The sequence below is a fragment of the Anabaena azotica FACHB-119 genome, from assembly GCF_014697625.1.
Lineage (GTDB): Bacteria > Cyanobacteriota > Cyanobacteriia > Cyanobacteriales > Nostocaceae > Trichormus > Trichormus azoticus_A.
This window is the reverse complement of record NZ_JACJSG010000025.1, coordinates 84,277-104,588: the sequence shown is the minus strand read 5'-3', so window position 1 is coordinate 104,588 and position 20,312 is coordinate 84,277. Positions and strand designations below refer to the sequence as shown.

Here is a 20,312-nt window from a genome sequence, read left to right as displayed (position 1 = left end):
ACTAAAGTCCTTACTACTCACTCAATTGTGATAACCTTACATTCGTTAACATAATTTGATTTATTTTCAACGGCTTACTTAGTGCTGAGTTTAGATATCTTTTAAGGATGACAAACTCAGCAGATAATACCTACTTTAGCTTAACGTTGCTGGGATGATGTGCTACGCCCTGTAGTAGGCGATGTGCTTCGCCCCGCCGTTGGCGATCGCCTTGCTAGTGCTTCCCAAGTCGCACCACCAGCCACACCATCAGGTTCTATACCATAGCGTTTTTGAGCAGCTTTGAGTGCATCTTCGGTTTGCACTCCAAAATATCCATCAACACCACCCTTTAATAGACCAAGCTGACTCAATCTTTGTTGCAATCTAGTTACTTCAGCATTTTTCATCCCCACACGCAAAATCGGCCAGCCTTCGGTAGTGTATTGTATACCAGAAATTCGTTGAGATGGGGGTGTGGGGCTAAGGCGCGGGGCGGAAGATGTCCTTTGAGTAGTTGTTTGTTGTCTAGGAGTAGGCGTTGTAGTTCTGGGGGGAGCAGGTCTAGTTCTGACAACTTGATTAGGAGCAGGTCTTGTGTTGGTTGGTCTTGGCTCAGGTCTTGTGTTAGCTAATGGAGTAGGAGTTGTCACTCTGGGGTTAGCTGTAGGAGTAGTTGCAGACTGAGTGGGAACAGGAAAATCACTTGTTGAGGTTGCTGGCGGATTAGCTGTTGTGTTTGGTACAGCAGCCGTGGATGTACCTGTTGGTTGATTAGGGAATAATCTTTGCCAAGTAGCAGCATCAACCACACCATCTGGAGTCAAGCCAGCTGCTTGTTTGAATTGAGACACAGCATTTGCTGTACTTTCGTTATAAACCCCATCTACCGCACCTGAATAAAAACCCAAAAGCCTCAAAGTTGCTTGAAGTTCAGAGACACGTTCACCTTGACTCCCAAGCCTGAGCGTAGGACGGTTAATAACAGCTTGTTGGGCAATTTGTTGTGGTGGTGCAATTGCTACTACAGCCGAAGAGCCGATGAACGTAGTCATTGAGGATAGCAAAAGTAACCAATAAAACTTGCTTGCATTGCAGCAGCGAAATATAGTTTGTGGCTCTAAATAAGCGATACTTGCTCTCAAGCTGCCTTTCATAGAAATTGCTCTCAGAATCTTCTGATGCTAATATTATCCCCGCTTGTGTTAATTGAGTAGTCTTTTTATAGTACTAGGTGCTGAAGCATTCACAGGACTTACGCATCGAAGTTTTCTGTTGAGGCAGGGTGTAAGGGTGTAAGGGTGTAAGGGTGTAAGGGTTTAAAGATTTACACCCCTATACCCCTATACCCCCACACCCTTGCCCAAACGCTTGATTTTTCGTTTTTATGCGTAAGTCCTAATTCATTTAATCGCTTGATTAATTGCGGCTTCTTGCCCAACTAAAGATATGTAAGGTTGCTGTAAATACTGCTGCGCCGATTTTAAAGCGTCTTGAGCAGTCACACAAGTAATAAGTTCTTGAAATTCTCGATCAAAGTCAATTCCTAAACCCAAAATTTCATACCAGCCGTATATTTGAGCAATTTGACCGTTAGTTTGTTTACCTAAAGCATACTGTCCTAATATCTTGTTCTTGGCAGCTTGTAAGCTGTTTGGGGATACTTCTGCATGACAAAGTAGCTCAACTTCTGTGTGTAACCCTTCTAAAGCGATGCTGGTATTTTCTGGTGCTGTACCCATGTAGACCACAAAGGATGCTGGATAAAGCCTGGTGGGATAGAATGCTGAAACTTCATAAGCTAACCCCCGCTTTTCCCGCAGTTCTACGAACAAGCGACTGGAAAGACCATTGCCTAAATAAGTAGACAATAACTTCATCGCGGCGTAGTCGGGAGAACTCACCGATGGGCCTAAATAACCCAGCATGACGATAGATTGCTGTGTTTGGACTGGCTTTAACTGATGCCGGGGATTTATGGTAATATCTGGTAAATTAAGCACTGGTGGGGCTACGGTTGGTACTTGCCAATCACCAAAAAATTGTTGTACTAAATCTACCGCTTCTGGGAGTGTGATTCGCCCAGCAATACTAATTACTACATTATCTGGGCGAAAATAAGTTTGGTGATATTCTACCAAGTGTTCTTTAGTAATGCTGTTGAGAGTATTTTCATCACCTAATACAGACATAGCATAGGGATGATTTTGATACATTACCTGCCGCATTTGCTCAAGGGCGAGGGTAAAAGGTTGCTCTTTTTGGGAACGGATATTTTGGAGTGCTAAACGCCGTTCGAGTTCGACTTGGGTTTTGGGGAAGGTAGGCGATCGCAAAATTCGCCCCGCCAATGCTAAAATTTCCGAAAAATCCGATGTCACTGTCTTCAACGACAGCAAAAAGTAATCGGTAGAAGTATCAGCACTCAAACTTGCGCCTACAGACTCCACCTGTTCCGCAATTTCCAAACTGGAAAGTCCCTCACATCCCTTAGTTAACACAGCAGCCAGCAAATGGGCTAATCCCGCTTGTTCTCGTTTTTCGTAGCAACTACCAGCACGGATAAAAATTCGTCCCGCAATAATATCTGCGGCTGGATTTTCCGCTACCAGCACAACAAGTCCATTGTCTAGTACAGTGCGATGAATTGGGGATTGTGCAAGGGATGGTTTCACAGTTTGGGTCATTCTTATTAGTCATTAGTCAACAGTCAACAGTCACTAGTCATTAGTCACTAGTCATTAGTCATTAGTCATTTGTTTCTTACTATGGACTATGGACTATGGACTATGGACTATGGACTCTTGACTACATAGGTTTCAGTATAGTAACAGCGTAATTCTTTGGTGAAAGATGTTGTTTAGCTAATTGTTGCAGTTCTTGACTACCAAATGATTGAATTTGGTGTGGATATGTCACTGCTAATTCTGCTTGAGCGATGGTATTGTAGTAGCCATAAAGCCCTGTTAATTGGTTCGGTGTTTCTGTAGAGAAGGCGTACTCATTACATAAAAGTCTGCGAGTACGGGCTATTTCCTGTTCGCTCACACCATTGGTTTGAATTTCATCTACATGACTCAGAATTAAATCCTCAACTCTTTCTATGTGTTCTGGCTCCAACCAAGCGGTAACAGTAAATAAGCTTGATTCACATTGCAAAGAAAAATTACTACAAATTCCTTGGACTAATTGTAGTTCTTCTCGCAAATCTCTAACTAGACGAGAAGTCCGCCCTTCCGCCAATAATACTGACAATAAATCTAAACCGTAAGCTGTGCGGAGTTGCTCTACTCCTGGTACAACCCATGCTATTAACAATCTAGCTTGTTCTATGCGTGGTAAAGTCAATTCTTGGCGAATAACTCCCCTAATTCCTGGTTGGCTTACTGGCTTGATTTGCGGACAATTTAGAGGTTCAGCAAAATCGGCAAATGAACGCTGCACCAACTCCCAAGCTGGTTTTTGTGCAATACCGCCAGCAATGACTACTGTCATGTTTTCCGGTTGGTAGTGAGCGCGATGAAAACAGCGCATAGCTTCTGGTGACTGCTGCATCAGTTCTGGCTCAGTACCCAAAATTGAGCGTCCATAGGGATGATCCTGATAGATACTTTCTAACAAGCATTGAAATCCTACCGAGTCAGGATCATCATAGCCAGCGCGAATTTCTTCTAATACTACATCTCGTTCCCGGTCAAACTCATCCTCTGGAATGACGGCGTTTAGTAGTAAATCTGCCAAACAAGGAAGGGTATCTTCTAAGTAAGGAGCAGCTGTAGTTAGAGAGTAATTAGCATAATCGTAGCTGGTAGCTGCATTACTCACTCCCCCCCTGTTTTCGATTTGATGGTCAAACATCCCAGGTGGTAAGGTTGCTGTTCCCTTAAAAATCATGTGTTCTAAAAAGTGTGCCATCCCAAACCAAGGTTCAGGCTCACGAACTGCTCCAGCTCTCACCCAGACATCAGCCACAACTACAGGCGTAGTGGGAATTTCTTGATGAATAAATGTTAAACCATTGTCTAATCGAAACACCGAGGCTGGAAACACAGGATTAGTAAGTTGTTGTTTTGACAAGGTTTTGTAAATTTAACCACAATTTAACTTTATTGTTTGTGATTTTAACTCTGAACGATCGCTATTTTGGCATCAACTGATACAGAATTTGATATTAGTCAGTTGTCAGTTGTCAGTTATCAGTTATCAGTTGTCAGTTGTCAGAAGGCTTCTTCCTTTCCCCCTTCCCCCTTCCCCAGTGAAAAAATTAAAGCTCCCAAGTTACTACTTGAGAGCTAAAAAATTTTGAGTTCACCGCAACGCCGTTTTACCTAAGTTTATGACCTGGTTAAACCAGGTGGGAACCGATTTACCTCGTTTAAAGTTTCCGGGTACAAGCCCGGTTTACTGCCACGAGAGATTTTAGTTCCCTTTTTCTTAAAGACATAGATCAAAAAACTTGATGGCAGTCACCAACGTCGCAGTGCAACTAACTCATTATAGCTTTCAAAAACAGGTTGTGTATTGAATGGGGAATTTTTTTCTGGGAAAGGGGAAGGGGGAAAGGGAAAGGGGAAGGGGGAAAGGGAAAGGGGAAAGGGGAAAGTTAATAATTTCTCCCTCATCTCCCCCCACTCCCTCATCTCCCTCATCTCCCTCATCTCCCTCATCTCCCTCATCTCCCCCCACTCCCTCATCTCCCTAACTGGGATACCAAATACTTTCCACTGTCCGAGCGATCGCTTCTGCTGCAATTTGGTTATGATTATTTAACAATACTGTGACGTGTCCTAGTTTGCGTCCAGGGCGGGATTCTGTTTTACCGTACCAGTGAACATGAGCTTGGGGAATTGCGGCTAGTTGTTGGCGCTGGTTTTGGTAATCGCTGTCAGAGGTTTCGTAGCCTAAAAGATTGACCATGACTGCACCAGCGCATTGTAAGGCTGGGTTTCCTAAAGATAATCCACAAACGGCTCTTAAATGTTGCTCAAATTGGGATGTTTCGCAAGCATCTAAAGAAAAATGCCCGGAATTGTGGGTGCGAGGTGCAATCTCGTTGACTAGGACTTGACCATCGGCGGTGAGAAATAATTCTATGCCAAATACGCCGACTACTTCCAAACTACTTAATAATGTGTGAGCGATCGCACTGGCTGCTGCGGCTTGCTCTGGTGTAATATCGGCGGGTGCGATGACTCTTCTACAAACTTGCTGTTCTTGCTGTGTTTCTACCACAGGATAGATGACAACTTCACCATCCACAGAACGAGCCGCAATTACAGCTAATTCCCTCTCAAATGGAACAAACTCTTCTATTAAAAATGTCGTATTGGTATGGTCATCTAATTCAATTTTTGCTTGTAAAGTTGACAAATCATGAATGATAAAAGTACCTTGTCCGTCATAACCGTGGCGACGAGATTTTAAAACTAATGGAAAACCCAGATTCTCTATTTGAGATAACAAATTTTCTTGATGTTCCAGGGCGAAAAATTGCGGAACAGGTAGACCTAAATCTTGCAAATAGCAACGTTGATGATATTTATCTAAAAGAGGTTTTAGCGCCTCTAACTTGGGACGGAAACTGACACCTTGATTTTCTAACAGTGCTAAAGCTTCTAAATTCACAAATTCATTTTCAAAGGTGATGACATCGCTCTTTTGAGCTAAAACTTCTGTAGCATCAGCATCATCAATCTTCGCTAAAACAGTATCCTGGGCAATAGATACAGCAGGATCATGAATACTAGGAGTTTGCACTATCAATTCCACCCCTAGTTTATTTGCTGCGCCTCCCATCATCCAGGCCAGTTGTCCACCACCAATTACGCCTACACGCTTCATCGACATCCTAAAGATTCACGAGTTTCTACGCCTGTTTTAGTATTTACTCCGCTAGCTTTTGTACAAAGTTCTTTAATTTGCGCTTTATCCAAAACTGCATCAGTAAAGTCTGCACCTTCTATGTTCACGTTAGCGAATATGGCGCGGAGTAAAAGAGCTTCTTTGAAAACGGCATCGCTTAAATTAGCCCCTGTTAAGTTTACCTGATCAACCATCGCATTCGTTAAGTCTGCTCCTTGGAGATTCGCCTGTGTCATCACGGAAGCACTTAAAACCGCACCGCGTAAGTCAGCACCGACAAAGTTAGCTAATTCTAAATTAGCGTTGGAAAACTCAGCAGCCTGCAAGCTTTCGCCTGCGAAATTATGTCTGGATAATTCAGCGTTACTAAATGATAAGGGATGAGTCCAGTCGGCTAGGGCTGGAGAGGATAAGCACAGTACAACTATCGCCAAAATTACCGCTACTCCTGGCCAGCATAAATTTTTTAGCTGACTAATGCGGTTTTTCCTGAGCGCATTTGCTTCCATAGCATTCTTGTTGACCACTTTGCAACCCCTGTTTTTAGCTGATGTGCATTACTTACTGCTTAACATTTTGTCACAAAAGCCTAGCTTCATGCTAAGTACTCAGGCGGTTAGGACTTTGTTGATTGCACAAAACCTTAAAATAACAAGGCTTATCATGATTATTCATCACTTGAGTCTATTGGTCTACATCCAAGAATTTATAACTAAATACTGATAAACCGTTCACCAGATACAACTTTGGGTACTGGATAAATTAGCATTTCAGGAGATATAAAAGCATTAAGTCAACGTTCAAGTAATCACTCGGACTGACATTTACAAATCTTGATTTTTGACAAAGGTTTTTGCGATATAAATGTTTTATTAGTAATTAGGCGATCGCCTAAATTTACATTTATTAACATCTGTTTTTGTAGGTAAAGTTTATTGACTTTTATGTTGACTATGCAAAATTGACTGTTAGTCTGTTAAACAAGGTGAAGCTCTAGGCAGAGGATGAGCATAACGACTATACGTTTATGATGCGTAATAAGCTCCTATATGCAGGATTAATCGTAATTCCTTAACTAACTATTAACCACCTATAAATTATCTTTAGTCTTATTTTTACCAAGTAAACAAACTCAACAAGACGAATCAGTAACAGTGATTATGACACACTACTCTATTGAATGGATTGAAGCATGGTGCGAGGAAAACGGCTGGACAGAATTATTTGAAGAAAGAAGAAATCATTACTGGGCGTTTCCTCCAGGCTGTGTCATGCCGGAACCTATCCCAAACCATGTTCTCAGAGATATTAAAGCCGAAAAAGGCTTAACTTTTGATGAAAAATTGTGGTCAATATCAGCCGTAGCTAGTACAGTTTTGGCGCTGATTTCTACTTTTGTTTTTCGTTGTCCTATGCCATTAGTGTTTGCTTTCGCGTTCAATGCTGTGACGGTAGCTCAACTTGAACCAGAGGAAGCTTAGGTGATTAATTTTAGGCATTATGGGCATTAGAGGATGTTGGAAAAGTCCTATGCTTGGTAGCAAAACGTTTTAGCTCCCCCACGGGGGAGAGGCTTTGAAACAAATGAGTTTTTTTCTCTGATTGTATGAAACCACCCTGCCTTGTTGTTTTTCCTCTCCTGGTTTTAAACCAGGGGAGGAAAAACTCCCGTGAGGTTCGGATGAATAGGGTACTACCAGGGGCTACCAATCATCGTGAATGATGACCAGAAAAATGGATGTTTAAGATTCAATTGCTTTGCTTCAGTAGAACCGACTGCAATTCTTGCCAGTGGAATAGTTAAACCATCTGTGTCAACAATTAAATTCTTACCCTCTTGGTCTATGCCGACTGTACCTTGAATCATTGCTAGTTGTGCTTTTCTGAGTGCTTCTACCTTAATGGGTTGCTTTTGTAACTGGCGGTGAAACTCAGTCATCAGTCCCAAGGTTCCCGTATCGGAAACCTGCCATAGACTGGCCACAACCGACCTCACACCAGTTTTCACAGCTGCTCCTGCCAATCCCAACATAGAATCTTCATCCCCATAGGCTGTTTGACAAGCACTTAACACTAACAAATCTACTTGCGGATTACCCCAACCCAATTTTCTCACTTCGTCTAAAGTCAACTTGCTATCGTACAGTTGGATATATGATTTGAGAGGGTCGCCAGTGGTAAATACTGCGTGGGTTGCTAAGTGAATAATTCCGAAGGGCTGGGCTGGGGTGCGCTCTCTTGCGAGACGCTTGTAAGTAAAGTCCTGGTTAACTAAAGTTCTGCCCCGTCCTTGCCAAATTTGATTGACGATGGTTTCAGCTTCTATAGGCGCGGCTAGCAATTCCTTGATTTGATTACTGTTATTTGGGCCTGGGTCGAAGTTTTCAGCGCCCATCGCCAAGACTTCTAAGTTTTTGGACTGGACGTACTCAGGATTGATCAGGTTAAAACTAGGGATGATTGAGATGCTGTACTTCTCAATCAAAAACTTTTCTTGCTCATCCATTAATGCAGCGATGGGGAGCGATCGCAAATTTGCATCCCGCATAACAAACAACAAGTTGTTAATCCCTTTATTTTTTAACTGTACTTCTAAGGGACTGATGAGCCATTTATACAGTTGTTGCGCTGATTGTTTGTAGCTAGTGGTCTTCAGTTTTTGTAAATCAGGACTAGAATTTGGTTTGTCCGAATTTGGTTTGTCCTTAAGAGCAACTTCCTTGTAAAACTCATCCGCTATTTTCTGGAAATTGTCACGATTTACACCAGGTACTAAATGGCGAGTTAATTGCCCATCAGGAGACACCATCAGCAACACTAACGGGTCGCTATCTTTGCGTTGCTCATTGGCTTTAGTAGTATTTAAAGGTAAACTTTCATTACTAAATTCTACATACACCAGCCCTGCTTTAATCTGAGTTTTCTTCTCAATTTCTTGGAGATCAGAAATAATTTCTTGTTGAGATTTTCTCCTGACTCTATCCAAGTTGAGTTTTTGTTCAAACTGACTAGTTACAGCATCTTCTACGTTAGCAATAGCTGATGCTACTGAAGAAGTAGTGTTATTGATTACTACCTGTGGCGCGGGTAACTCGTCTTTCCCTGGCACTACCTGCCCTTGGGTGATAATTTGAATCTTACCTCTAGTTTCGCTATTAGCAAAAAATTCCAAGGGATTAATAAAGTTTTCCCCAGTAGTAATTCTGCCAGGGGTTCCATTGATGTCAGCTCTACCCACGTAGAATGGATTAACACCATCACCACCGTGATCTATCTTAATTGTGCCACCATCACCAAACCTGCCCCCAATGGTAGAAATAGTTGCAGTGGAACCCCTCTTATCTGAAAACGAACCTAGAGAGCGGATGAAACCTCTTGTCTTAATATCTACGTTACCGCCTAACTTTCCACCTTCAGCATTGATCCATTGCAACAAAATAGAATTATTGCGTTCAGTGGTATTTGGCGCTTGAATAGTTACGTCACCACCATTTCCATCACTGCTACTGGTATTAATGCCCTCTGTCTTTATCGTGGCATTATTAATTCCCAGGGCTTGCAGAGAAATGCTACCTCCATTACCTTTCCTATCAACATTAGAATCTAAATTCTGGGTAGTAATACTGCTATTTTGACTGGTAACTTGAATATTTCCGCCTTGGGTGGTGATGTTTTGGGTAGTAATATTATTACTACCAATCAGATTGATATTGTTAGTTGTGTTAATGTTACTAGCAGTAATATTGGCGGCACTAATATTTAAACTATTCAATCTTGTTGCACCACCTACAATATTTCCCAAGGAAACGTTCGCTGGTGTAAATACTGTTAAATCGCTACTACCGTCAATTGTGTTGTTGAAGGCAATATTATTACCAGCACTAAAGGTAGCATTCCCAGTTAGTTGGATGGGACTATTAAAGGTTTGAGTCCCTGTAGTGGTGATGTTATTGCCGACGTTGGTATCTTTAGCATTTACTGTTAAATTTGTCAAAGCATTTCCACTACCGACAGCACCGCCAAAGGTGAGAGTACCTGTATTACCAGCATTCAGGGTTAAGTCACGACCACCATCAACTGTGCTACCCAAGGTGATGTCTGAGCCATTGCTGTTGAGAATGACATTAGCTCCCAACAATATCTGTTTGGGGATATCAATTTGTCCTTGAGCAGTAATATTGCCATTGAGAGTGGTTGTAGCAGCGTCTAACTTAACAGTACCATTGACAGTTAAACCATTATTGAGGATGGAGCCATTAGGCGATCGCACTTCTAAATTGTCTAAAAAATTATTGCTAGGATTGAGTGTAATCTGTCCACTACCATCGCCTGCGCCAATTACCAGAGAACTAAAGCCATCCTTCAGAGCTAGAACATCCAGGGTACTGATATCTAAAGCTGCTGTACCCTCACTACCATTAACTACAATATTTTGAATACTTGTAAAAGGCTGGAGCGTTAACTTACCACTACCGCTTACTGAAGCATTTCCTCCCAAAAAGTCGATTTCATTGGCAGTAAGTATAATATCGCCATTTAGCCTCACAGTACCTTGATAGCTTTGAGCGCCTGTGGTGGTGATGTTACCGTTGATTTCCGTATTGCCGCTTGATGTGTTGACGCTTGCCGCCTGAACCGTACTGGCAAATTTAGTTGTGCCTGTGCTGTTAGTTGATAAATTCCCTAACGCAGTGGTATTTCCGACTGCATCGTTGAAGGTGATGTTGCCTGTACCTGCGTTCACCGTCAGGTTGTAGGTTGTATTTGGCTGGTTATCTAGCTTTCTGTCAAAGGTGACTGCACCGTTGTTGGTTGTGCTTAACTCTACGGAGTTATTCAAGTTGACATCGCTGTTGTAAGTTTGAGCGCCTGTGGTGGTGATGTTGCCGTTGATTTCCGTAGTCCCATTGGGCGATCGCACTTCTAAATCTGATTTGACAGTGCTAGGATTAATTGTAATTTTACCACTACCATTGTTAGCACCAATCACTAGGGAACTCAAGCCATTATCCAAAGCGGCAAAATCTTGGCTACTGATATCTAAAGCAGTTGTACCTTCAACACCATTGACTACAATATTTTGACTGCTTGTAAAAGGCTGAAGCGTTAACTTGTCAGTACCGCTAACTGAAGCATTTCCTCCTAAAAAGTCGATTTCATTGGCAGTAAGTATGATATCGCCAGTTAGTTGAACATCGCTGTTGTAAGTTTGAGTTCCTGTGGTGGTGATGTCGCTGTTAATAGTCGTTTGAGTTGCATGGAAACTGGCATTCCCATCGACGGTTAATTTAGCAACTTCGATAGTCCCATTGGGCGATCGCACTTCTAAATTGTCTAAAAAATTATTGCTAGGATTGAGTGTAATCTGTCCGCTACCATCGCCTGCGCCAATTACCAGAGAACTAAAGCCATCCTTCAAAGCTAGAACATCCAGGGTACTGATATCTAAAGCTGCTGTACCCTCACTACCATTAACTACAATATTTTGACTACTTGTAAAAGGCTGGAGCGTTAACTTACCACTACCGCTTACTGAAGCATTTCCTCCCAAAAAGTCAATTTCATTGGCAGTAAGTATGATATCGCCAGTTAGTTGAACATTGCTGTTATAGCTTTGAGCGCCTGTGGTGGTGATGTTACCGTTGATTTGCGTATTGCCACCTGATGTGCTGAGGCTTGCCGCCTGAACCGTACTGGCAAATTTAGTTGTGCCTGTGCTGTTAGTTGATAAATTCCCTAATGCCGTGGTCGAGCCAACTGCATCGTTGAAGGTGATATTGCCTGTACCTGTGTTGACGCTGAGGTTGTGGTTTGTAGTCTGGTTATCTACCTTGCGGTTGAATGTGACTGCACTGTTGGTTGTGTTTAACTCTACAGAGTTGTTCAACTTGACATCGCTGTTGTAAGTTTGAGCGCCTGTGGTGGTTATGTTACCGTTGATTTCCGTAGTCCCACTGGGCGATCGCACTTCTAAATCAGATTTGACAGTGCTAGGATTAAGTGTAATTTTACCACTACCATTGTTAGCACCAATCACTAGAGAGCTAAAGCCATTACCCAAAGCAGCAAAATCCTGGGTACTAATATCTAAAGCGGTTGTACCTTCAACACCATTAACTACAATATTTTGACTGCTTGTAAAAGGCTGAAGCGTTAACTTGCCAGTACCGCTAACTGAACCAACTGCTCCTAAAAAGTCGATTTCATTGCCAGTGAGTATGATGTCGCCTGTTATGATAATTTGATTTGGCAAGGTCAAATTCTGTGCGGCTAATAGGCTGGCGCTACCTCCTGTTATTTCTGTGCCGACAACATCCCCAGAATTGATAAGACTACCAGTACTTGTTAACTGTACTTGTTCGTTGGCGTTAACTGTCAAGCCACCAGTATTCTGAAAACCTGTATTACTTAATAATTTAGCTAAGGTAGCAACTGTGAAATTCCCAGATGGAGAGGCGTTGTTAGGAAATTCTAAACTTAAAAGGTTTCCAGGTTGGCTGATGCGTAATGAATTCCCCCCAGGAACTGCTGCAATAGTGATACTTCCTCCTGGTGCTGATAGTTGTCCGGTGCTAACTACTGTGCCACCGATTAATCTTAAGTTAGCTCCAGTATCTACTTCTAAGTCACCAAAGTTGACGATACTTCCTGGTTGAGATGCGTTGAAACTAAAGCTTGTGGGTGTACCTGTTAATGTATTGTAGTCGTTACTGCCAAATACGTTAAACCAATTTGTGCCAAAACCTACGCTATTGGCGGTGCTAGCAATAAAGTCTCCTGGTACGTTTAAACTGGCTTGAGATCCAAAGATAAAACCGGCAGGGTTAAGTAAATAGAGGTTAGCGTTTCCACCAGAGACTTGAATTAAACCTTTAATAACTGAAGGATCTCCGCCCAATACCCGCCCCAAAATATTTTGGATGTTGGGGCTAGATATAAAGTTGGCTATTTCACTACTCTCTAAACCAAATCTTTGGAAGCTATGGAAGAGATTGTTCCCATCTGAGGAAAACTTACCACCTTCAATATCAATAATATTCCCGCTTTGGTTGATGATGGTGTTTGTATCGTTATTGGGAGTGGTTGTAATTGATTGTGCTTGTACAGGTAGAATGGGGTATCCACCGTAGGCGATCGCACCAGTTGCAATTACTAATAATAATTTTTTTATACCGCAAAATTTCATAAAATTCCTTGAATAAAATTAAATTGCAATATCTCCCCCCATCAGCTATGGCGGAGGAGTATTTATTAGTGAGTCAAAAATTCTAGCCTTTAGTCTAAATAGGGCTTTTTACAGTTATTAGTTATTAGTTAAATCCCTGGTAAAACACTATACCATTTGATGGAAGGGTTAGTAGCGGCTTTATATCGCTCACTATAAGCCTGATAACCGTTCACTGGTGAATTGTTTATTTATCTAATTGTTATAGCCGTAGCCAGATAGATTAGGGTATAAACTAATCCTAAAAATTAGGGAAAAGAGATGAACTTGCAGCCGTTCTACTTTTCTCCTCCTTGATAAAATCTCGACAACCTACAGGCGGGAAAGCCTGTAGGTTGTCTTCTGATATATAGTTACTTCACCTGTCTACGCACAGGTGTGGACGTTGCGCTGACAGTTTCGATGTCTGTTTCTTTGATTTCTTCGGTAAAGTTAAAGGGATTGGGATCTCTGAGGGAAATGGTTAATAGTGGAGGTGTCATTTGCAGTTTAATTCGATATCTACCATAATTGCGAAGTATGCTAAAACCTTTTCTCTTGATACTTGCTTTCTGTTGCGTTGGCGTTTGACCATAGATTGTTGCTACCCGACCTGAAGCGTCAAAAACTGGGCCACCAGTAACTCCAGCAAACTCATCATGCGGTAAATTACTGTAAGTCTGCGAACCATTCAGTTCTTTTTTCCGTAATTGGGTAATATGAAAGATGCGATTTTTCACTTCTGTAGAGGGGTTAACAAATCCCGCCACATAAACCCCATTGCACAGTTTACGATCTGCTAAAAGACAATTATTTTCTGATTGATCTACTTCAATCAATTGGGCAGTTTGGTACTTGCGATTACTGCGAAAAGTAATTATTGCTAAATCCTCATCAGCTAATTCTTCGATGTCCTGCTGTGTGGAAATTCTAATTTTTTGCCGTTTTGTGGTTTTGCCGTCTTGAGTTATGGGTGTGACAATATCGTAGTTAGCATTTTTGTCTTGCACCAATTTCTTGGCTGTCAGTACCAAATACTTACCCTCTTTCGGTTCAACACCAATTATCACTCCCGAACCTGGAGTCCCAACACTAGGTTCTATTCTCACTACTGTAGCTCTAGCGATCGCTACTATTTCATCAGGCTGTAATTCCTTCACTGTTTCCGCCGCCTGTACAGATGTTGATGGCTGTACCCCTTGTTGGCTAAATACAGGCGCAGTTGATGTCAATATTGTTACGGCTACTAAACAGCTTGATAATAAATGGCGGGTCAACATAGCACTCATCCCTAATTAGATATTAACTTTGTTCAGTTAGGAAATTGACTAGCTTTTCACTTTCCAACTCAGTATTACTCATCTCCTTTTCTCTGGATTGCACAGTTACAAGGAAGTAAAATTGGATTTATTGTATTATACATAACACACAATCTTACCCAGATGTAAGGTATATTTTTAGGCTTTGGTTAATTATCAAGAAATCTTCATCAATTTGTAAAATTACTATATTTTTACAAAAATAGTATAAAATGATTCGTTACTCAGTAGTTATTTACTTTCGTTTCCTAGTCACTGGGAAACTTATTGCTACCATATATATCCTCGTAGTGTCAGGCGCTCAATCTACTATCTACTGGAGACTTGAGCATGGTTTGATGCTAAATTACCCTTGACTACCATATCTTAAAGCTTGATAAATACAGGTAAAGGGGCAAACAAGATATTTACTGGTAAATAAATCTGGACGGAATCTGTAATTGACTCCGACATAGGAAATATAATGTAATGAAAACTACATTAAAAATAATTAACTTGAGTGTGCTATTTATTACTTGCAAGACTAAATTGGTCTTAACTTTATTTAAAGAAATACCAGCATAAAAAGATGCGCTTGATATTCCCATATAAATTATTGTGGTGTTTGTGCCTTGTATCTAGTATTACTACAGTTACAAATCTATTTGCCAATCATGCTAATGCGGAGTCGCTACCAGAGGATATAAAACAGACATCGCCAGATCAAGAGATGGCGAAGAGCAGTAACCTGTTACCATTGGTATCGGAGTTAACACAAAACAAGACAACCGCATCTGATTTGCTTCCATTGTCAGTAGCAGCGAATTCTCAGGACAGACCAAATTCAGCATCTAATTTGCTTCCATTGTCAATAGCAGTCAAATCGGATGAGCAAGACTCCTCGCAGCCAAGCAGACCAAATTCAGCAACCCAACTCAGTCAAGAAGAATCTCAACAAATTACAGTCAAGAAAATTAATTTGACAGGTAGCAGTTTTGCCAACTCGGAAACGCTGAGGAATTTGATTAAGAATGTTGAAGGGCAAACAGTGAGTTTGGCAACCTTAAGAAATCTTGCCGATCAAATTACTGGTTGGTATTTTCAGCAAAACTACATCACTTCTGTCGCCGTTCTAGACGAGTCAACAATTGAAGATGGTGTTGTCACAATTCAGGTGATTGAAGGGACAATAGAAGAAATTAAAATTGACCCACCAACAAGACGCGTCAATTCTGAATACGTGCGATCGCGCATTGCTTTAGGTACTGGGAAACCCTTCTCGCAAACAAAGCTAGAAGAACAGTTTCGGCTACTACAACTCGACCCCTTATTTACCAAAGTTGAAGGTACTCTCCGTCCGGGAACCAAGCGGGGTCAAAGTATTGTTATAGTCAAAGTTACCGAAGCCAAGCCCTTTGAACTGGTCTTAAACACAGATAACTACTCTCCACCCAGCATTGGCTCAGAAAGATTAGGCGTGAATGCAGTTTATCGTAGCCCCATAGGTCTTGGCGATCAACTGAGTGCGTCTTATTATTTTTCTACTCGTAAAGGCGGCTCGAATTACTACGACTTTAACTATCAACTGCCACTCAACCCGATGAATGGCACTTTACAATTAAGGACAGCAATTAATAATGTTAGAGTCATTCAACCCCCCTTTGATATCTTCGACATTCGCGGAGAATCAGAACTATATGAAATTAGTTACCGTCAACCCCTGCTGCGATCGCTCAGAGAAGAATTTGCTTTATCCTTAGCTTTTAGTGTACAGAATGGTCAAACATTTACCTTTGCCGGGCCAACTCCCTTTGGTATTGGGCCTGATGCCGACGGTAACAGTCAAACCCGCACCATCAGATTTACTCAAGATTATATCAGACGAGATGCTAAGGGAGTTTGGGGGTTACGTTCTCAATTCAACTTTGGAATTGATGTGTTTGATGCTACTATCAACCCCGATCCTCAACCTGATGGTCAATTTTTTAGTTGGTTATTCCAAATTCAACGCCAACAACGCTTGACTCCAGATAATTTCTTCATCGCTCAACTTGATTTGCAACTTACACCAGATGCCTTATTACCATCTCAACAATTTGTAATTGGTGGTGGTCAATCGATACGCGGCTATCGGCAAAACGCCCGTGCAGGCGATAATGGGTTGCGCTTCTCTGTAGAAGACCGCATAGTTTTACAACGAGACCCTGACACTAAAGAAGATTTATTACAAATAGCACCATTTTTTGATTTAGGATTAGTTTGGAACGTAGATAGCAATCCCAACATCATTCAAAGACAAAAATTCATCGCTGGTTTAGGACTGGGACTGTTATGGAAACCTATACCCAATTTGGGTGTACGTTTAGATTATGCTGTTCCCTTAGTTGATTTAGAAGACCGAGGTAGAAATGCTCAGGATGATGGTTTCTACTTCAGTGTAGGGTATCGTCTGTAGTTACCCCTTCACATAAGCAAGAGCAAAGCGTTCAATACCAGCTAAATCAGCATGAATTTGAATATTTTCATAGTTTCCTTGCTGTTGCAGCAGAGTTTTCACTGCTGTTGCTTGACCTGCCATCATTTCAATTAACCATATACCCCCAGGTAGTAAATAACTGGGGGCAACATCTATCAAATGGCGGATTGCATCTAAGCCATCATTACCACCATCTAAGGCTAAATGTGGTTCATGGTTTACTACTTCTGGTTGTAGCGTAGGCACGATATTGCTGGGAATATAAGGAGGGTTAGATACCATCCCACTAACTTGACCTTTCAGCAAGGTTAAAGGCTCCCACCAGCGACCTTGATAAAATCGCATTCTTTCAAAGAATCCCAAATTATGGGCATTTTGCTCGGCGATGGCCATTGCTTCCCGACTATAATCAACGGCGTGAATTGTCGCCTCCCTGAAAGCATCGGCTAACCCCAAAGCGATCGCCCCACTACCTGTTCCCAAATCTACCCAATGTCCTTGTTGTAGCTGTGGTGCTGCTTTGCTATCAGCAACAGCCGCCACAGCTAAATCAATCAAGCATTCCGTTTCCGGTCTGGGAATTAAAACCGCACTGGACACCCTCAGCCTAAATTTCCGCCAAGGTGTCACCCCAGCGATGTACTGTACAGGTAAGCGATCGCTTAATCGCCTTTGCCACAATTGGTCTAACTCCTCCAAAGATAAACTCAAGGAAATCTCCGACCAATGTTTAAACGATTCTAAACGTAGTGCCAAACGGTCTAAACCAGCTATTTCTTGCAACAGCCAATCTAATTCTGCCACAGGGACATCGTGAGCGATCGCGGCTTGAGTTGCCTGAGTGCGCCATTGCCAAAGTTGTAAACCAGAAATTACATTGAGCCGTTGATTTGTCATGCTTAACGAGAGTTCTGCCTTGCTGGTGGTTTGGCAGTATTATTGTTCCGATTAGGAGCGTTAGACCCTTGATTTCTAGGTAAAGTCCGAATATATTCTCTAGATTCTGGAGATGGTACTATCACAACTTGATTCAGCCAAGGATCATTCTTAGCTTGTAAAGTCTGAATCACACCATCTATATCTAGAACTTGAATATCCGCTTTCGGATGTTTTGGCTTAACCTGCCCTAACAAACCCTGTGCGTCCTGTTTACTCAAAAATAGTGGTATGTATTGATCGTTGCCACTGCCTGCTTTGATTGAGACATAACCTTGATCGGGTGCAAATCTCACAGCGAACATTGGCACACTCTTAAACTGATTGACCTGCTGACCGCTTTGGCGCAATAAATCCATTGCCCCTTTAACTTCCTGATCCACAGGTTTAAAAGCGAACAACAAACGATTAGGGTCTTTTTTAGTTTGTTGCAGCTGCTGATAAATCACCCCTAGCGGTACAGGTGTCACCTGTAAACTTTTGACGATTTGTTCCATCTTGGGGTCTTTATTCTTACGCAGCTCGTTAATAAAAGCCTGCGCCTCTTGGCGACTCATGTAAACCCCTGTGATTGAACCACCAGCCTTTTGTTGACCGTTTTGTGGCTCTGGCAAAGGACGGCTTAATGGTAAACCTTTGTCATTAGTAACTAAATAAACAGGTACGTCATCTAACTTTTCTTTAATTTGTTGTTCTGATAAAGCTATTGCTGGGAAATTGCCCAAATATACTGATCCTAGTAAAGTACTTCCAAGTAAACCTAATGTTGCGCCCCAGCGAACCAATGCTTTCATGAGTATTCCTCGCATCAAAGTGTTCAATTCCAGTTAGACCAATTGTTGGATTTGCTCGCCACCAACTCGTCTTAGTTATATATCAATTTCTCTTAAATGAGAAAAAGTTGTGGTAGTCGTTAAATGCTCCCAATTTACACTTAAAGCTTGAGATTTTCAAACTCTTCAGGATAGTTGTAATGTGCTTGCTACCTATTGACCATACGCTTAGTTATGCTTTTCTTAATTTTGCTTAACTATTTACCACAAATTCATGTAGATGCCTACTAAATATAGCCGTCACGGACGAATATTTTCCCGTTTCTGTAAATACGGTCAATGCTATTTTATTGCCCTTAGCCAAATATGAGGACGTTATTGAAGAGCGATCGTTCCTCTTGCTGATGCTGCTCTACTGCTCAATTTTATACATCATATATTTAGCTAATTCAATTCTGCTAATATCAAAAATTGGCTTGTAAGCATTTCTAATGCGGCAATATACAGTAGCTTAATCAAGCTAAATTTTTATGTATTAACACATGATTTAAGAATATTTTTTGATACCAATTTAATTTTGCGATAGCAAATGCTAATTTTTCTGATTATATCCATAAGCAAAACCCATACTCTAGCAGACTAGAGTATGGGTTTTGCTGGTTAATAGTCAAGTTAAATCGGGATGACAGGATTTGAACCTGCGGCATCCTGCTCCCAAAGCAGGCGCGCTACCAAGCTGCGCTACATCCCGATTGAGCTTCAGTCAAACAAGCTTTGTCTATCATAGCTTATTTTTTCACTATTGGCTATGTTTCTTGCTTTAGAAATTTAATGAGGATACCAAAACATACCTTTAATGCCTTCCGGATCTGGCATAAAACCCATAGTGCGGTAGAAATCTACAACATGAGGATCGGCAAAGAGAGTTACATTACTAATTTCTTCACTCCTGAGTTTTTTAAGTACATACTTCATCAAAGCCTTACCCAGCCCTTTACCTTGAAAATCTGGGTGAACGACCACATCCCAAATAGTGGCGTTAAAAGCGTGATCTGAGGTAGCACGAGCAAAACCAATCAGCCGCCTCTGGTTTCCTCGCACTTGCCACATAGAGGCTACGAGAAAACTATGCTCAATGGCTTTTTTCACCTTCCTTAAAGGACGACGTGACCAGCCTACAGCATCACAGAGTTCTTCGAGTTCATACAGGTCAATGTCTCGCTCGGTGCTAAAAACGATACGTTCTGCATTTCTTGTACCTGCTGAAGTATCGCTTTTCGGGTTAGAGTTGCCCGTAGCGTCTACTGTATGCTCTTCAAAAGATTGAATTTTACTTGTCCCAGATTCAGGAGTACTAAACCAAGTTTTCCAAAAACCCATGCCAACGCGGTTCGGGTAGTATAACTAAATTGGTGTCCACTATTGAAAGTGTTGATCCACAGTTAACAAAGCAATTACCATTGTTGAGCCAGTACACTCATTTTTGTGAGCAATTTTGGAACTTTTTATGGCTACAGCCGGTTAGAGTGTGTTTCACACCAATCATTTTTAACTTTAGCACTTTGTTTTGACATACTCCCCGCCTAAAAGTGCGGAGATTTTGGGTTCAAACAATAGTTGTAGGCTAGAGCTAGTCTTACACTATCTCGCCCAACAGACAATGCCCTGCCTGTGCATGACTATTGTATCAAAAAGCTGTCTTAGAAAGATGGCGCTTTAAACCCAAATTTTTGCTAAAGGCTATGATAAATTTCTCAAAACGAAAAGTTCTGAGAGTGAATTGT

The 20,312-nt window shown here is 41.6% G+C and carries 13 protein-coding genes, 1 tRNA gene and 1 other RNA gene; 3 read left to right on the top strand and 12 right to left on the bottom strand.

Features of this window, described 5'->3' with window-relative positions; genetic code table 11:
* Nucleotides 1-140: 140 nt before the first annotated feature.
* The 4 genes from H6G83_RS18655 to ssrS all read right to left on the bottom strand — a co-directional run bounded on the left by H6G83_RS18655 (nucleotide 141) and on the right by ssrS (nucleotide 4,466).
* A complete protein-coding gene (locus H6G83_RS18655) occupies nucleotides 141-1,136 on the bottom strand; it encodes a peptidoglycan-binding domain-containing protein (protein WP_190475006.1) in 996 nt (331 codons plus the stop codon).
* A gap of 246 nt (nucleotides 1,137-1,382) precedes the next feature.
* The gene (locus H6G83_RS18650) at nucleotides 1,383-2,666 is read right to left on the bottom strand and encodes a M16 family metallopeptidase (RefSeq protein WP_190475003.1); all 1,284 of its coding nucleotides are present in this window, start codon (nucleotides 2,664-2,666) and stop codon (nucleotides 1,383-1,385) included.
* Between the two features lie 121 nt (nucleotides 2,667-2,787).
* The gene (locus H6G83_RS18645; protein WP_190475037.1) at nucleotides 2,788-4,029 is read right to left on the bottom strand and encodes a M16 family metallopeptidase; all 1,242 of its coding nucleotides are present in this window, start codon (nucleotides 4,027-4,029) and stop codon (nucleotides 2,788-2,790) included.
* A gap of 254 nt (nucleotides 4,030-4,283) precedes the next feature.
* Nucleotides 4,284-4,466: non-coding RNA, 6S RNA (gene ssrS, locus H6G83_RS18640), on the bottom strand.
* Nucleotides 4,467-4,504: 38 nt separating this feature from the next.
* Here ssrS and H6G83_RS18635 point away from each other — a divergent pair.
* Nucleotides 4,505-4,681: a hypothetical protein gene (locus H6G83_RS18635; RefSeq protein ID WP_190475001.1), complete on the top strand. Its 177-nt coding sequence runs from the start codon at nucleotides 4,505-4,507 to the stop codon at nucleotides 4,679-4,681.
* Here H6G83_RS18635 and H6G83_RS18630 read toward each other — a convergent pair.
* Nucleotides 4,678-5,820: a 5-(carboxyamino)imidazole ribonucleotide synthase gene (locus tag H6G83_RS18630; RefSeq protein WP_190475034.1), complete on the bottom strand. Its 1,143-nt coding sequence runs from the start codon at nucleotides 5,818-5,820 to the stop codon at nucleotides 4,678-4,680. The genes H6G83_RS18635 and H6G83_RS18630 overlap by 4 nt on opposite strands.
* Entirely contained in the window at nucleotides 5,817-6,350 is a 534-nt protein-coding gene (locus H6G83_RS18625) for a pentapeptide repeat-containing protein (RefSeq protein ID WP_190474998.1), read from the bottom strand. The genes H6G83_RS18630 and H6G83_RS18625 overlap by 4 nt, the downstream gene beginning before the upstream one ends.
* Nucleotides 6,351-6,998: 648 nt before the next feature.
* On the opposite strand from H6G83_RS18625, the gene H6G83_RS18620 reads away from it, so the two are divergent.
* Entirely contained in the window at nucleotides 6,999-7,322 is a 324-nt protein-coding gene (locus H6G83_RS18620) for a slr1957 family protein (protein WP_452038995.1), read from the top strand.
* Nucleotides 7,323-7,534: 212 nt separating this feature from the next.
* Here the strand turns inward: H6G83_RS18620 and H6G83_RS18615 are convergent, their stop codons facing one another.
* Nucleotides 7,535-13,027: a CHAT domain-containing protein gene (locus H6G83_RS18615; protein ID WP_190474994.1), complete on the bottom strand. Its 5,493-nt coding sequence runs from the start codon at nucleotides 13,025-13,027 to the stop codon at nucleotides 7,535-7,537.
* Nucleotides 13,028-13,419: 392 nt separating this feature from the next.
* Nucleotides 13,420-14,325, bottom strand: coding sequence for a trypsin-like peptidase domain-containing protein (locus H6G83_RS18610; RefSeq protein WP_190474992.1), 906 nt, complete (start codon nucleotides 14,323-14,325; stop codon nucleotides 13,420-13,422).
* A 607-nt stretch (nucleotides 14,326-14,932) separates the two neighbouring features.
* Between H6G83_RS18610 and H6G83_RS18605 the strand changes: the two genes are divergently transcribed.
* On the top strand, nucleotides 14,933-16,798 hold the full coding sequence (locus H6G83_RS18605) for a ShlB/FhaC/HecB family hemolysin secretion/activation protein (protein ID WP_242044671.1): 1,866 nt from the start codon (nucleotides 14,933-14,935) through the stop codon (nucleotides 16,796-16,798).
* Here H6G83_RS18605 and prmC read toward each other — a convergent pair whose 3' ends face one another.
* From prmC to H6G83_RS18585, 4 genes are all read right to left on the bottom strand, one after another.
* Complete coding sequence (prmC, locus tag H6G83_RS18600; RefSeq protein WP_190474989.1) at nucleotides 16,799-17,716, bottom strand: peptide chain release factor N(5)-glutamine methyltransferase; 918 nt, start codon at nucleotides 17,714-17,716, stop codon at nucleotides 16,799-16,801.
* A gap of 2 nt (nucleotides 17,717-17,718) precedes the next feature.
* Complete coding sequence (locus tag H6G83_RS18595) at nucleotides 17,719-18,549, bottom strand: Tic22 family protein (protein ID WP_190474988.1); 831 nt, start codon at nucleotides 18,547-18,549, stop codon at nucleotides 17,719-17,721.
* Nucleotides 18,550-19,205: 656 nt separating this feature from the next.
* A tRNA-Pro gene (locus H6G83_RS18590) sits at nucleotides 19,206-19,279 on the bottom strand.
* Nucleotides 19,280-19,356: 77 nt separating this feature from the next.
* A complete protein-coding gene (locus H6G83_RS18585) occupies nucleotides 19,357-19,908 on the bottom strand; it encodes a GNAT family N-acetyltransferase (protein ID WP_190474985.1) in 552 nt (183 codons plus the stop codon).
* Nucleotides 19,909-20,312 lie beyond the last annotated feature (404 nt).

What these genes read in the sequence shown, in the direction of transcription:
- H6G83_RS18655 (WP_190475006.1), bottom strand. Translation starts at nt 1,136, where the DNA reads ATGAAAGGCAGCTTGAGAGCAAGTATCGCTTATTTAGAGCCACAAACT.
- H6G83_RS18650 (WP_190475003.1), bottom strand. Translation starts at nt 2,666, where the DNA reads ATGACCCAAACTGTGAAACCATCCCTTGCACAATCCCCAATTCATCGC.
- H6G83_RS18635 (WP_190475001.1), top strand. Translation starts at nt 4,505, where the DNA reads ATGGGGAATTTTTTTCTGGGAAAGGGGAAGGGGGAAAGGGAAAGGGGA.
- H6G83_RS18630 (WP_190475034.1), bottom strand. Translation starts at nt 5,820, where the DNA reads ATGAAGCGTGTAGGCGTAATTGGTGGTGGACAACTGGCCTGGATGATG.
- H6G83_RS18625 (WP_190474998.1), bottom strand. Translation starts at nt 6,350, where the DNA reads ATGGAAGCAAATGCGCTCAGGAAAAACCGCATTAGTCAGCTAAAAAAT.
- H6G83_RS18615 (WP_190474994.1), bottom strand. Translation starts at nt 13,027, where the DNA reads ATGAAATTTTGCGGTATAAAAAAATTATTATTAGTAATTGCAACTGGT.
- H6G83_RS18610 (WP_190474992.1), bottom strand. Translation starts at nt 14,325, where the DNA reads ATGTTGACCCGCCATTTATTATCAAGCTGTTTAGTAGCCGTAACAATA.
- H6G83_RS18605 (WP_242044671.1), top strand. Translation starts at nt 14,933, where the DNA reads ATGCGCTTGATATTCCCATATAAATTATTGTGGTGTTTGTGCCTTGTA.
- prmC (WP_190474989.1), bottom strand. Translation starts at nt 17,716, where the DNA reads ATGACAAATCAACGGCTCAATGTAATTTCTGGTTTACAACTTTGGCAA.
- H6G83_RS18595 (WP_190474988.1), bottom strand. Translation starts at nt 18,549, where the DNA reads ATGAAAGCATTGGTTCGCTGGGGCGCAACATTAGGTTTACTTGGAAGT.
- H6G83_RS18585 (WP_190474985.1), bottom strand. Translation starts at nt 19,908, where the DNA reads ATGGGTTTTTGGAAAACTTGGTTTAGTACTCCTGAATCTGGGACAAGT.